At 63.3% G+C, this 13,539-nt stretch carries 13 protein-coding genes and 1 pseudogene; 6 read left to right on the top strand and 8 right to left on the bottom strand.

The genetic code is table 11. The features are described from left to right. Positions 1–85: 85 nt before the first annotated feature. A complete protein-coding gene (locus PCOSP_RS03245) occupies positions 86–283 on the bottom strand; it encodes a heavy-metal-associated domain-containing protein (protein ID WP_139646588.1) in 198 nt (65 codons plus the stop codon). A 149-nt stretch (positions 284–432) separates the two neighbouring features. On the opposite strand from PCOSP_RS03245, the gene PCOSP_RS03240 reads away from it, so the two are divergent. The 3 genes and pseudogenes from PCOSP_RS03240 to cueR all read left to right on the top strand — a co-directional run bounded on the left by PCOSP_RS03240 (position 433) and on the right by cueR (position 3,814). Next, entirely contained in the window at positions 433–816 is a 384-nt protein-coding gene (locus tag PCOSP_RS03240) for a hypothetical protein (RefSeq protein WP_139646590.1), read from the top strand. A gap of 195 nt (positions 817–1,011) precedes the next feature. Beyond that, a pseudogene (locus tag PCOSP_RS03235) lies at positions 1,012–3,404 on the top strand (heavy metal translocating P-type ATPase). Beyond that, positions 3,401–3,814 (top strand): Cu(I)-responsive transcriptional regulator, encoded by a 414-nt coding sequence (cueR, locus tag PCOSP_RS03230; protein WP_139646594.1) that lies wholly within the window; start codon positions 3,401–3,403, stop codon positions 3,812–3,814. The pseudogene PCOSP_RS03235 and the gene cueR overlap by 4 nt, the downstream one beginning before the upstream one ends. Positions 3,815–4,365: 551 nt before the next feature. On the opposite strand, the gene PCOSP_RS03225 is transcribed toward cueR, so the two are convergent. Together PCOSP_RS03225 and PCOSP_RS03220 are read right to left on the bottom strand one after the other, a co-directional pair. Then, entirely contained in the window at positions 4,366–5,259 is an 894-nt protein-coding gene (locus PCOSP_RS03225) for a PA4780 family RIO1-like protein kinase (RefSeq protein WP_139646596.1), read from the bottom strand. Positions 5,260–5,484: 225 nt separating this feature from the next. After that, positions 5,485–6,276, bottom strand: coding sequence for an AraC family transcriptional regulator (locus PCOSP_RS03220; RefSeq protein ID WP_139646598.1), 792 nt, complete (start codon positions 6,274–6,276; stop codon positions 5,485–5,487). A gap of 79 nt (positions 6,277–6,355) precedes the next feature. Here PCOSP_RS03220 and PCOSP_RS03215 point away from each other — a divergent pair, with 79 nt between their 5' ends. Then, entirely contained in the window at positions 6,356–7,384 is a 1,029-nt protein-coding gene (locus tag PCOSP_RS03215; RefSeq protein ID WP_139646600.1) for a bile acid:sodium symporter family protein, read from the top strand. On the opposite strand, the gene PCOSP_RS03210 is transcribed toward PCOSP_RS03215, so the two are convergent. Beyond that, the gene (locus PCOSP_RS03210; protein ID WP_464710300.1) at positions 7,371–8,648 is read right to left on the bottom strand and encodes an acetyl-CoA C-acetyltransferase; all 1,278 of its coding nucleotides are present in this window, start codon (positions 8,646–8,648) and stop codon (positions 7,371–7,373) included. The genes PCOSP_RS03215 and PCOSP_RS03210 overlap by 14 nt on opposite strands. A 146-nt stretch (positions 8,649–8,794) precedes the next feature. Here PCOSP_RS03210 and PCOSP_RS03205 point away from each other — a divergent pair, with 146 nt between their 5' ends. After that, positions 8,795–10,147: a 3-oxoacyl-ACP reductase gene (locus PCOSP_RS03205; RefSeq protein ID WP_464710299.1), complete on the top strand. Its 1,353-nt coding sequence runs from the start codon at positions 8,795–8,797 to the stop codon at positions 10,145–10,147. A 2-nt stretch (positions 10,148–10,149) separates the two neighbouring features. After that, positions 10,150–11,004: a MaoC/PaaZ C-terminal domain-containing protein gene (locus tag PCOSP_RS03200; RefSeq protein ID WP_139646608.1), complete on the top strand. Its 855-nt coding sequence runs from the start codon at positions 10,150–10,152 to the stop codon at positions 11,002–11,004. Positions 11,005–11,284: 280 nt separating this feature from the next. Here the strand turns inward: PCOSP_RS03200 and PCOSP_RS03195 are convergent, their stop codons facing one another. From PCOSP_RS03195 to PCOSP_RS03180, 4 genes are read right to left on the bottom strand one after another with little or no spacing between them, the layout of a single operon-like run. Then, positions 11,285–11,839 carry a DUF4136 domain-containing protein gene (locus PCOSP_RS03195; RefSeq protein ID WP_175363071.1) on the bottom strand — a complete coding sequence of 185 codons (555 nt, stop codon included), beginning with the start codon at positions 11,837–11,839 and terminating at the stop codon, positions 11,285–11,287. A 21-nt stretch (positions 11,840–11,860) separates the two neighbouring features. Then, positions 11,861–12,469: a DUF4136 domain-containing protein gene (locus PCOSP_RS03190; protein WP_175363072.1), complete on the bottom strand. Its 609-nt coding sequence runs from the start codon at positions 12,467–12,469 to the stop codon at positions 11,861–11,863. Positions 12,470–12,481: 12 nt separating this feature from the next. Further along, on the bottom strand, positions 12,482–13,231 hold the full coding sequence (locus PCOSP_RS03185; RefSeq protein ID WP_464710298.1) for a methyltransferase domain-containing protein: 750 nt from the start codon (positions 13,229–13,231) through the stop codon (positions 12,482–12,484). Continuing rightward, positions 13,228–13,533: a MazG-like family protein gene (locus PCOSP_RS03180; protein ID WP_024780720.1), complete on the bottom strand. Its 306-nt coding sequence runs from the start codon at positions 13,531–13,533 to the stop codon at positions 13,228–13,230. Before PCOSP_RS03180 ends, PCOSP_RS03185 begins: the two co-directional genes overlap by 4 nt. Positions 13,534–13,539: the final 6 nt, after the last annotated feature.

Raw genomic sequence — 13,539 nt, 5'->3', positions numbered from 1 at the left:
CGTCGGGCATCAGTCAGCAGCCCGACAGTCTAGCCCTGCCGGGCGCTCTTGAACATTCCGATAGGTCGCTAACGATTAAAAATATTCAAGTGGGGCTGACCTCGTAGCCTTCTTCCTGGATAACCTCGATCAGGGTGTTGGCCGGCAACGAACTCTGGACCCGGACGGTCTTGGCGCCCAGGTCGATCTGTACATCGGCGGCCGGATCCCTGGTCTGTACAGCCTGAGTGATGGCCTTGACGCAGTGACCACAGGACATACCCTGGACATTGAAAGTTTGCATCAGGTGACTCCTTGAGAATGGACGTTGCGGGCAGTTTCAAGCTTGCCATCATGGCAAGGTCAAGTTCTGATAAAAACTGCCGGGCTGGCAATTGCCGTCGCGCTCGGCCAAGCTGCCACTATCAAGGATTCCACACCGGAGGTTCGGCCATGCGCTGGTCAGCGTTCAGCCTGTTTTGCATGTTAGGTTTATCAGCGATGGCCCCCCAGGCATCGGCCGCCGGCGAAGATTACGGTGTGCTGATCATTTCCCGGGAACGACTGGAAGTGTCGACGTCCTGCGAGATCGGCATCTACATCCAGGATCAGCTCACCGCCCGGCTCTTCCAGGAAGACAGCACCTCCTTCAACTTGCCTCCGGGCCAGTTCTCCTTGCGCCTGAAGTTGTTGCCTGGCCAGGCACCGGGTTGCAATCCGGGCATGCTCGCACCGGGTTCCCAGGAGATTACGATCAGGGCCGGTGACATCCTGAAATACCGTATCGCCATGAATGAACAAGGGATGTACCTCAAGCAGGCAGGGCTCGGTTACTGACCCCACCCTGATCCCCTGTGGGAGCGAGCCCTGCTCGCGATAGCGGTATATCAGTAATAACGTGCTGCCTGACAAAACGCTATCGCGAGCAGGCTCGCTCCCACAAAGATTGGGAGAAGTCTTTTGGATTGGCGCTTGACCTTACCAGCATGGCAAGGTTGATCCTGTAGTCATTCACTACAGGGAGCCCGACCCATGTCCGAATCCAACACTTTCGACCTGCCGATTGCCGGCATGACCTGCGCCAGCTGCGCCGGGCGGGTCGAGCGGGCCTTGAGCAAAGTCGCCGGAACCCGTGCCGTCAGTGTGAACCTGGCGACCGAGCAGGCGCGAGTCCAGGCCTCCGAGCAGAGCCTGCCAGCCTTGATAGAGGCCGTTGAACAAGCCGGCTACCATGTTCCTGTCCAAACCCTGGAGCTGAGCATCGGGGGATGACGTGCGCCTCGTGCGTGGGTCGAGTCGAACGCGCCCTGGGCAAAATCCCCGGCGTTAACCGCGTCAGCGTCAACCTCGCCAATGAGCGGGCCCACCTCGAACTGCTCGGACAGGTCGATCCGCAAATCCTGATCGATGCGGTGAAACGCGCGGGCTACGAAGCCAGCGTCTGGCAGACCGAGCAGCCCCATGACACTCAGCCCCGTCAGCTGAATCGTGAGCGCCTGATCCTGGCGCTGGCGATCCTGCTGTCCGTGCCCTTGGTGCTACCGATGCTGCTGCAACCGCTGGGTGTGCACTGGATGCTCCCGGCCTGGGCGCAGTTCGCCCTCGCGACACCGGTGCAATTCATCTTCGGTGCGCGCTTCTATGTCGCGGCCTTCAAAGCCGTGCGGGCCGGGGCCGGCAACATGGACCTGCTGGTGGCCCTGGGCACCAGCGCCGGCTACGGCTTGAGCCTGTATGAATGGGTCATTGCCCGCCCCGGCAGCATGCCGCACCTGTATTTCGAAGCGTCGGCGGTGGTGATTGCCCTGGTCTTGCTGGGCAAATACCTGGAAAGCCGCGCCAAGCGCCAGACCGCCAGCGCCATTCGCGCCCTCGAAGCCTTGCGGCCGGAGCGGGCAACCCAGGTGGTCGATGGCGAGGAAAGGGATGTCGCCATCAGTGCCCTGCGCGTAAACGATCTGGTGCTGGTCAAGCCCGGTGAGCGCTTTCCGGTGGACGGCGAAGTGCTGGAGGGCCAGAGCCACGCCGACGAAGCGCTGATCAGCGGCGAGAGCCTGCCGGTGCCCAAACAGCCCGGCGACAAGGTCACCGGTGGCGCCATCAACGGCGAAGGACGCCTGCTGGTGCGTACCCAGGCCCTCGGCGCCGAAACAGTCCTGGCGCGCATCATCCGCCTGGTGGAAGACGCCCAGGCGGCCAAGGCTCCAATCCAGAAACTGGTGGATAAAGTCAGCCAGGTCTTTGTACCGGTGGTGCTGATGCTGGCCTTGGCGACGCTGATCGGCTGGTGGCTTTACGGTGCGCCGCTGGAAACCGCGCTGATCAACGCCGTCGCCGTACTGGTGATCGCCTGTCCCTGCGCCCTGGGCCTGGCGACCCCCACGGCGATCATGGCCGGCACGGGCGTGGCGGCGCGCCACGGGATCCTGATCAAGGACGCCGAGGCACTGGAACGCGCCCATGAAGTGGATACGGTGGTGTTCGACAAGACCGGAACCCTGACCTCCGGCACGCCGCGCATCGCTCATTCAAAAGCCCTGGACGGTGACGAAGCCAGGCTGTTGCAAATCGCCGGCGCCCTGCAACGCGGCAGTGAGCACCCCCTCGCCAAAGCCGTGCTGGATGCCTGCGCCGAGCATGGCCTGAACGTGCCGGATGTCAGCGACAGCCAGGCCCTGCCCGGACGCGGCATTGCCGGCAACCTCGATGGACGCCGCCTGGCCCTGGGCAATCGGCGCCTGCTGGATGAGTCGGACCTGGACGCCGGTTCGCTGGCCGAATCGGCGCAGGCCTGGGAAGCTGAAGGCCGGACCTTGTCCTGGCTGCTTGAACAAGGCGCGACGCCGCGGGTGCTGGGCCTGTTCGCTTTCGGCGACACCCTCAAATCTGGCGCTCTCGCGACCGTGCAAGCCTTGGATGAGCGCCACATCGCCAGCCACTTGCTCACTGGCGACAACCGGGGCAGCGCCCAGGTGGTGTCCCAGGCCTTGGGGATCGTCAACGTGCACGCCGAAGTGCTGCCAGGGGACAAGTCCGCCATTGTCCTTGAACTGAAGAAAAACGCCGTGGTGGCGATGGTCGGGGACGGTATCAACGACGCCCCGGCCCTGGCCGCCGCGGACATCGGCATCGCCATGGGTGGCGGCACCGACGTGGCGATGCACGCCGCCGGCATCACCCTCATGCGCGGCGACCCGCGACTGGTGCCGGCCGCACTGGACATCAGCCGCAAGACCTACGCCAAGATCCGTCAGAATCTGTTCTGGGCATTCGTCTACAACTTGATCGGCATCCCGTTGGCGGCCTTCGGCCTGCTCAACCCGGTGCTGGCCGGGGCGGCCATGGCGCTGTCGAGCGTCAGCGTGGTGAGCAATGCGTTACTGTTGAAGTTCTGGACCCCCGAGCACCTGGAGGACAAACGATGAACATCGGCCAAGCGGCCCGCCAGAGCGGCCTGAGCGCGAAGATGATCCGGTACTACGAGTCCATCGGATTGCTCAAGGCGGCCCATCGCACCGACAGCGGCTACCGGATCTACGGCGCCGATGACCTGCACACCCTGGCCTTCATCAAGCGCTCCCGGGACCTGGGTTTTTCCCTGGAAGAGGTCGGCAAGCTGCTGACCCTCTGGCAGGACCGGCAACGAGCCAGCGCCGACGTCAAGGCCCTTGCCCGGCAACACATCGACGAACTGAACCAGAAAATCCGCGAACTGGCCGAACTGCGCGATACCCTCCAGGACCTGGTGGAACACTGCCACGGCGACCACCGCCCGGACTGCCCGATCCTCAAGGAACTGGCGTCGGGGTGTTGCAAGGAAACGGCCAACGCCTGACACCCAGCTCCCACAGGAATTGGCGGTGAACACGGATGTTCTATTCACCCAAGATCCGGGGTGGGAGCGAGCCTGCTCGCGAAGACGGCGGCACAGTCAACATCCATGCAAGCTGACCCACCGCTATCGCGAGCAGGCTCGCTCCCACAAGAGACGGGTGGTGAACCTCGATGGTGTGCCAGCCCCAGATCAGGGTGGGAGCGAGCCTGCTCGCGATGGCGGCGGTACAGTCAACATCCATGCAAGCTGACCCACCGCTATCGCGAGCAGGCTCGCTCCCACAAGGGATGGGTGGTGAGCATCGATGGCGTGCTCGCTCCCACAAGAGACGGGTGGTGAGTATCGATGGTGTGCTCGCCTCAGATCAGAGTGGGAGCGGGCTTGCTCGCGAAGACGGCGGCACATTCGACATCCATGCCAACTGACCCGCCGCTTTCGCGGGCAAGCCCGCTCCCACAGGGCCTGTGGCAAACCGATAGTCCGTCGACACCGCCGAGCCCCATGGTGGGCTCACAAAAAACCCGGCCTTGGCCGGGTTTCGGGTCAACCGATTATTGCATCCAGGGCGGAGGCGGTTCTTCGGTTTTGCCGGGGGGAGCGTCGTCCGCCGCGCGTACGGCCTGGCGCCGTTCCTCGTCGAGGCGAGCGGCCTCGATCTCGCGCATGATCCCGCCGACATCCGCCAGTTCTTCCGACTCGTCGAACTCGCCGGTCAACACGCTGGCCGGATGCAAGGTGCCTGACTCGTATAGCGCCCACATCTCCTTCGCATACCGAGTGCGCTTGAGCTCCGGTGCAAACCGGCCGAAGTAGGAGGCCATGTTGCCCACGTCCCGCTCTAGCATGCTAAAGGCATGGTTGTTACCGGCCGCATCCACGGCCTGTGGCAGATCGATGATCACCGGACCTGTCGGGGTGAGCAGCACGTTGAACTCCGACAGGTCTCCGTGCACCAGACCGGTACACAACATCAGCACGATCTGGGAGATCAGGAACGCGTGGTATTCACGGGCCTGATCCGGCTCCAGCACCACATCGTTCAGGCGCGGTGCGGCATCGCCGTACTCGTCGGCCACCAGCTCCATCAGCAGCACGCCTTCGAGGAAGTCGTACGGCTTGGGCACTCGCACACCCGCGTTGGCCAGGCGGAACAGCGCCGCCACTTCGGCGTTCTGCCAGGCATCCTCGGTCTCCTTGCGCCCGAACTTCGAGCCTTTCGCCATGGCGCGGGCCTGGCGACTGTTGCGGACCTTGCGGCCTTCCTGATACTCGGCCGCCTGACGAAAACTTCGCTTGTTCGCCTCCTTGTAGACCTTGGCGCAACGCAGCTCATTGCCGCTGCGCACCACATAAACAGCTGCTTCTTTACCACTCATGAGTGGGCGCAGCACTTCGTCGACCAGACCGTCTTCGATCAGGGGTTCAATGCGTTTTGGAGTCTTCATCAGCTTTTATTCTGGGTCCTTTATGACCAAACACGCGAATGACAGCCGTTATACGGCAATCCTTCCTCTACGGGGAGGGGTTGCCGACCTATGAACCTTCGATGCACACACTGTGCCGATAATCGACCAAGCCGAATCATAGCTGACAGCCGCGACGCCGTTGGCATTTGGATGCGTCTGTATTTGCGACAAAATTTACGCCGGGCTGAAACCCGGTGAGCGGATTCAGGGCTTGAACAACTCCCCCGGCGTAACCCCGAACATCCCCTTGAACGCCGCGATAAAAGCCGACGTGGAATCGTACCCACACGACAACGCCGCACCGGTCACGCTCTCGCCATCCTCCAGCAATCTCAGTGACGACAGCAACCGCATGCGCTGACGCCAGGCACGAAAGCTCAGGCCGGTTTCACGCTGGAACAGGCGCATCAGGGTTTTTTCCGAGGTACCCATTCGTTCGGCCCACATTTGCAGGGTAACGTTCCGCTCAGGTTGTTCGATCAACTCGTTACACAACCCCAGCAGCCGATCGTGCCGTGGCAACGGCAGGGAGAAACCCACTTCCGGCAGCAACGCCAACTGATCCAGCAACACCTGCACCAGCCGTGCCTCCTGCGTATCGCCCTGTGGATAATCGGCCGGCCACTGACAAAACGCCTTGATCAACTCCCGGGCCAGCGGTGTGACCTCCAGCACCCGGCAGCGATCATCGGCCCATGGGCAACTGTCGCGGTGGATATACAGGCTGCGCATTTCCGCCCGCATCGATGTCACGACCTGATGCTCCAGGTCGGCCGGGATCCAGATGCCCCACTGCGGCGGCGCGAAGAAACTGCCAGCGGCGGTGTGCACGCCGAGAACGCCACTGATGGCGTAGGAAAACTGCACCCAGTCGTGCCGATGGGCTTGGGTCCACGAACCGGCGCTCAAGCTCTCGACACGGGCATACAACGGCCTGGGCAGTTGCGTCAGGTCAGGAATACGACGTTCGAGCTGCTGATGTCCGTTAGTCGGCATTGATTGGCCTTATGTCGCAAGACGACTGTCAGGACCGACGTTAGGCTAAGTCACCTCTTCTGACAACCTGCGGTGCCCTATGGCTATTTTCAGACACCTCAAGCGCATGGTGACCGACTGGTTCCTGTGCGGCATGTTGCTCGCCACACTGTTGGCGTATTTCTTCCCGGGCTTTGGCGCCACCGGCGGCGCCATGCATGCCGAGTGGGTCGTCAATATCGGCATCTTCGTGGTGTTTTTCCTGCACGGGGTCAACCTGTCCGGCGAACAGATCCGGCACGGCCTGAAGAACACCCGGCTGCACGTGATGGTGCAGGTGTTTACCTTCGTCGTGTTCCCCTTGATCTGGCTCGCCAGCAACAAGCTGCTGGGCAGTCATGTGCCGTCACTGCTGATGCTGGGGTTCTTTTACCTGTGTGCCCTGCCCTCGACCATTTCCTCCTCGGTGGCTCTCACCGGCAGTGCAGGGGGTAACGTGCCGGCGGCGATTCTCAACGCGAGCCTGTCCAGCGTGCTGGGGGTATTCCTGACACCGCTGCTGGTCAGTCTCGTGGTCGGTCGCGGCGATGGTGGTATCGACCTGGGTTCGACCCTGCTCGACCTGTGCCTGATGTTGCTGCTGCCGCTGGTACTCGGGCAGTTTCTGCGGCGCTGGCTGGCCGGTTTTTTCGGCCGCTACAAACGCTACACCAGCATCATCGACAAGCTGGTGATCCTGCTGCTGGTCTACGCAGCGTTCTGCAATTCCATGGTGTCCGGGATCTGGCAACAGCAAGGCAACGGTGTGCTGCTCAGTGCGGTGCTCGGCAGCGCCGTGCTGCTGGCAATCATCCTCTGGATGACCACCCGCACCGCCCGTACCCTGGGGTTCGACAACGCCGATGAAATCGCCGCGGTGTTTTGTGCCAGCAAGAAATCCCTGGCCGCCGGGGTGCCGATGGCGGCGCTGATCTTCGGCAACAACCCAGGCCTGGGGCTGATCCTGCTGCCGATCATGATCTACCACCCGATGCAGTTGATCGTCTGCTCGATCCTGGCCGAGCGTTACGCCAGCCGTCAGCGAGCGTCGGTCACCCGGCAGAACGAAACGCTGCTCAACGCTCGATAATCGCCGTCACGCCCTGGCCGGCGGCCGCGCAGATGGAGATCAGTCCCCGGCCCCGCCCTGCGGCATCGAGCAACTTGGCAAGATTGGCCACGATACGCCCACCCGTGGCGGCAAACGGGTGACCGGCGGCCAGGGAGCTGCCTTTCACATTCAACCGGCTGCGATCTATCGCGCCCAACGCCGCGTCGAGGCCCAGATGGGTCTTGCAGTAGTCCGCATCCTCCCAGGCCTTGAGCGTGCATAACACCTGGGCGGCAAATGCTTCGTGGATTTCGTAGTAATCGAAGTCCTGCAGCATCAGCCCGTTGCGCGCCAGCAGCCGGGGCACGGCATAGACCGGCGCCATCAGCAGTCCTTCGGCGCCATTGACGAAATCCACCGCCGCGGTCTGGCCGTCACGCAGGTACGCCAGAATCGGTAACCCCCGCGCCTTGGCCCATTCCTCGCTGCCCAGCAGCACCAACGACGCGCCGTCGGTCAGTGGCGTGGAGTTGCCGGCGGTCATCGTGCCCTTGGCGCTCTTTTCGAAGGCCGGTTTGAGCGAGGCAAGTTTTTCCAGGGTCAGGTCCGGGCGCAGGTTGTTGTCCCGGGTCAGGCCGAGAAACGGCGTCATCAGATCGTTCTGCCAGCCTTCGGCGTAGGACGCTGCCATTTTCTGATGGCTTTCCAGGGCCAGTTGGTCCTGTTCCTCCCGGGGAATCTGCCAGGTCTGTGCCATCAGCTCGCAGTGCTGCCCCATGTTCAGGCCGGTGCGCGGCTCGTTGATGCGCGGCAGTTCGGGGACGAGGTGTTGGGGACGCAGTTGCAGAAATACCTTGAGCTTTTCGGCAGTGGTCTTGGCGCGATTGGCTTGCAGCAGGATCCGGCGCAGTCCTTCGTTGACGGCGATGGGCGCGTCCGAGGTGGTGTCCACCCCGCCGGCAATCGCGCTGTCGATCTGGCCCAGGGCAATCTTGTTGGCCACCAGCAGCACGGTCTCCAGTCCCGTGCCGCAGGCCTGTTGCACGTCATAGGCAGGAGTGGTGGGTGCCAGCCGCGAGCCGAGCACGCATTCACGGCTCAGGTTCATCTCCCGGGAATGCTTGAGCACCGCGCCGGCGGCCACTTCGCCGATGTGCAGACCATGCAGGTTATAGCGCTCGATCAGCCCCTCAAGGGCAGCCGTCAGCAGTACCTGGTTGCTGGCGCTGGCATAAGCCCCATTGGAACGGGCAAAAGGAATGCGGTTACCACCGATGATCGCGACGCGGCGTAGCTGTGTCATGAAGAACTCCCCGAGTAGATTGCAATGCGCTGGCGATCCCGAAAAAAATACTACCTGCGCACAAGCTTAGGCTTTATCTCGCCAATCGAACGACTGATTGCCGATCATGGTCCACACTTGGGAGCTCATCCGCCGGAGTACGTTCCATGTCTGACCGTTATATCGACTTCGCCAATTCGCCCATTGGCCTGCGCCTGGTCGGAGCCCTCGGCCTGCCATCGCCGGTACGTCTGGAACGCTGGCAGGCCGGGCGGCTGCGGCCAATCGAGGGCGCGCTGTTGCTGGGCGGCGGGCCGCTGATCGAACCGATCGGTGCGTTCGCCAAGCGCCTGACCGACGCGATTTTCGTCTACGGCGCCGAACCGACCCTGGCCACCGAGTGGATCCCCGGCCACGGCCCGAAAATCAAGGCCGTGGTGTATGACGCCAGCCATCTGACCCAGGCCGATCAGCTCAAGCAGCTGCGGGAATTTTTCCAGCCGTTGATGAAGAATCTCGACCGCAGCGCCCATGTCGTCATCCTCGGTCGAGCCCCGGAAAGTCTCACGGATCCCTTCGCCGCCAGTGCCCAGCGAGCGCTGGAGGGCTTCAGCCGCTCCCTGGCCAAGGAGTTGCGCCATGGCGGGACCTTGCAACTGTTGTACGTCGGTGACGGCGCCGAAACCCAGCTGGAGGGAGCGCTGCGGTTCTTCCTGTCGCCCAAGAGCGCCTTCGTTTCCGGGCAGGTCATTCGCCTCAATGCATGCCAGACCCAGGTCCAGGACTGGACGCGACCGCTCACCGGGCTCAAGGCACTGGTCACCGGCGCGGCCCGCGGGATTGGCGCCTCCATCGCCGAAACCCTGGCCCGTGACGGTGCCGACGTGATCCTGCTGGACGTTCCCCAGGCCAAGGCCGATCTCGAAGCCCTTGCCGCACGCCTGGGCGGGCGCGCCGTGACCCTGGACATCTGCGCCGAAGACGCCGCCAGCCAGTTGATCGAACACCTGCCAGACGGCATCGACATCGTGGTGCATAACGCCGGCATCACCCGGGACAAGACCCTCGCCAACATGACGCCGGAGTTCTGGGATGCGGTGCTGGCGGTCAACCTCAACGCACCGCAGGTGCTGACCAAGGCCCTGCTCGACAGCGGCACCCTGCGGGACAATGGCCGAGTCGTTCTGCTGGCTTCCATCAGCGGTATCGCCGGCAATCGCGGCCAGACCAACTACGCCGCCAGCAAAGCGGGGCTGATCGGCCTGGCCCAGGCCTGGGCGCCGCTGTTGCAAACGCGGGGCATCAGCATCAACGCCGTGGCCCCCGGCTTCATTGAGACCCGCATGACCGCCGAAATCCCCTTCGCCCTGCGCGAAGCCGGACGGCGCATGAGCTCCCTGGGCCAGGGTGGCTTGCCCCAGGACGTCGCCGAAGCCGTGGCCTGGCTCGCGCAGCCGGGCACCGGGGCCGTCACCGGGCAGGCCCTGCGGGTCTGCGGACAAAGCCTCTTGGGAGCCTGACCATGACGATCCAATGGCATGAGGTCAGCAGCGCGCCGAGTATGTCGGGGCTCTACGCGAAAGCCGCGACACGTCGCAAGATCACCGGCAAGACCTTGCCGGAGACCGGATTGCGCCAGATGCTCCAGGTGGATCAGCAGCGCCTGGCGGCTTATCGCAAGGTTTGTGGTTTTGTCGACAACGGTCTGCTGCCACCGACCTACCCCCATGTACTGGCGTTCGCCCTGCAGATGCAACTGCTCACCGCCCGGGACTTCCCGTTCCCGCTGCTGGGGTTGATCCACCTGAGCAACCGCATCCGCGTGCTCCGCCCCATGGGTGGCGTCAGCCAGGTACGGGCCAGTGTCAATGTCGAACAACTGCAGCCTCACCCCAAGGGCGCGGTGTTCAACCTCGTGACCCGCATCGAGGATCAACTGGGGCCGTTGTGGGAAGCCGAGAGCGAAATGCTCTGCAAGGGCGTGCAACTTGAGGGTGTGCTGGTGGAGCCGCCACCGCAGATGGCTCCGGCGCTGACCGAAGTCACGCGCTGGACTGCCCCTGCGGACATCGGCCGGCAATACGCCAAGGTGTCCGGCGACTACAACCCTATCCACCTGAGTGCCATCAGTGCGCGAATGTTCGGTTTCCCCACTGCCATTGCCCATGGCCTGTGGAACAAAGCCCGGACCCTGGCGGCATTGGACGATCACCTGCCCGAAGCCAACCTTGAAATCGCGGTGACCTTCAAGAAGCCGGTACGCCTACCCAGCGAAGTGACGCTGCTGGCGAGCGCGGCGGGGTCCAGTGGGGATTTGCGGTTGGTGGGGTCGGGAGATCTGGAACACATGGTAGGAAGCTGGCGACCGATTGCCTGAGCCAGGCGGTGGCTCAGCCAGCATCCATGTTGACTGGACTGCCGTCATCGCGAGCAGGCTCGCTCCCACATTGGATCTGCAGCGAACAAACATCGGTGTTCAACACAAATCTCCTGTGGGAGCGAGCCTGCTCGCGATAGCGATGGGTCAGCCTGCACTTATGTTGAATGGACTGCCGTCATCGCGAGCAGGCTCGCTCCCACATTGGATCTGCGGTGACCAAACATCTGTGCTCGACACAAATCTCCTGTGGGAGCGAGCCTGCTCGCGATAGCGGTGGTCACCGCGGCGGATAATTGGACAGGATACGCCCGACCGTCTCACGCACCGCGCTGTCGCGGTCAGCGGGGTTGGGGGAGCTGCTGAGCAGTTGCTCGTCGCTGCCACGCCAGACCAGCTTGCCGTCCTTGCCATCGAGCAAGTCGATCTGCACCGTGGCGACCTTGTAGCTGACGTTGCGGGTTTCGTTGTACATCGGTCCACCCCAGTAACCATTCCAGGGCCCGCCCCAACCGCCGCCATAGTTGGTGGTCACTTGTTGCTGGCGATCCTCGACGATCAGGTAGGCCTGGACCAGGACATCGCCGTGCCCTCCGGCGGCAGGGCGCAGGCCGCGCTGGTCGAGTTGATCGGCTACGGCCTGACGGATGCGCTGTTCGGTCAGGTCACTCCTGATCCGCGGATCATCGGGGCGGTATTGCAACGCCGGCTCTTTCCAGCTCCAGCTTCGATAGGCTGCAAAGTCGCGGCTGGTATCGAAATCATGGTTGACCTGGTTGGTCGCACAGGCGCTGAGCAGCAGGGCAAGGCCCAGTAGAGCAAGACGACGGAACATCACGCTTCTCCTGTTGCGTAATCAACTTGGCGGATAGGCCGACATGGCTTTTTCCACCGCCTCGCGAATGGCATCGGTGTTATCGCCCGGACGGCCAGCCTGAGGGGTTTCGGCACTGGCACTCCACACCGGTTGACCATTGCGGGCGTCGAACAGGTCGACGCGCACCACCACGACCTGCTCCTGATACGTGCGCACGACCGGCACGGTGTTGTACATGCCATAGCCAGGACCGTAGCGGTTGTAGCCTCCGTAGTAGCCCGAATCATAATCTTCCCGAACCTGGCGCAGGCGGGTCTCCAGCCGCAGGTCGGCGCTGACGAACAGGTCGGCCGGCCGGTTGTCATGCAGCGGACGCAAGCCACGCTGGTCCAGGGCATTGCTCACCGCCTCGGCCACCTGGGCCGAATCCGCCCACGCGGTACCCGGCGGCAGGCGGCCGTTGAGCCAGGCCCAACTGCGATAGCGTCCATAGTCACGGGGGGCCGCCGGGTATGCGCTGCGGTCGAACACCGTGGCGGCCTCGGGCGGGGCCGGCGGCAGCGGCCTGGAGGTGGCGACATAGGGGTTGGGCCCCTGGCAGGCCGCCAGCCCCAGACATAACATCAGTAACCCTGTACGGCCTTGCATTTCACTCTCCGATCAGAGGGGACGGCAGATCCAGTGCAGGTAACGTCCCAGCCCGGCAAACGCGGGATGGCGACGGTGGGCCAGCTCCATGTCCAGCAACTGCGACAGCTCTACACGGCCCTGGAACTCCACCGGCATGTAATCGTGAAAAACCCGCACGCCACTCTGGCTTTCGACCTGCCACAGACCCTCAAGTTGCGCCGCCAGCTCTCGCGGATCAAGGGGTTGTTGCGGCGTCAGGCTCTGTTTTTCACCGGCCATGTCATTTTTGCGCAGCTTGCGGAAGTGCCCCTTGAGCAAGTTGCGATAAACCAGCGCGTCACGGTTGTAGAATGCCAGCGACAGCCAGCCGCCGGGCGCCGTGAGTTGATGCAGCACCGGCAGGATCGTGTGAGGCTCCGCCAGCCACTCCAACACCGCATGACACAGCACCAGGTCGTACGGCTCGGTGAGCTGGCCCGGCAGTGCCTGCCACGGCGCCTGGATGAAGGTTGCCTCCTGGCCGGCGTCGGCAAACCGCTGGCGGGCGCCTTCGAGCATGGGCGCGGCCGGTTCCGCCAGGGTGACCTGATGACCGCGCTCGGCCAGCCACAACGACATATGGCCCAGGCCGGCGCCGATGTCGAGCACACGCAACGGGCGTTCCGGCAATACTTCAAGCAGGTCGGCCTGGAGCACCGCCAGGCGGATCGCGCCCTTGGCCCCACCATAGATTTTTTCGGCAAAGCGCGTGGCCAACTGATCGAAATGACGGTCGCTCATTGGCCGAACCGCCGCTCGCTGTCGGCCAGTTTGCTGCGCACCACGGCGTCCATGTCCAAGCCCAATTCGCTGCACAGCAGCAACAGGTACAAGACGATGTCTCCAACTTCCTGCCCGGCGTGGGCCAGTTTGTCGGCCGGCAGCTGGCGCGACTGATCCTCGGTCAACCACTGGAAAATCTCCACCAGCTCGGCCATCTCTACACTGGCGGCCATGGCGAGGTTTTTCGGGCTGTGGAATGGCCGCCAATCGTTGCGATCACGAATGGCGTGCAGGCGTTCAGTCAGTTCAACAAGGTTCATCGGGCT

Source organism: Pseudomonas sp. MAFF 730105 (assembly GCF_055380705.1).
The sequence above is the reverse complement of the archived record's forward strand: the minus strand, read 5'-3'. Positions and strand labels throughout refer to the sequence as shown.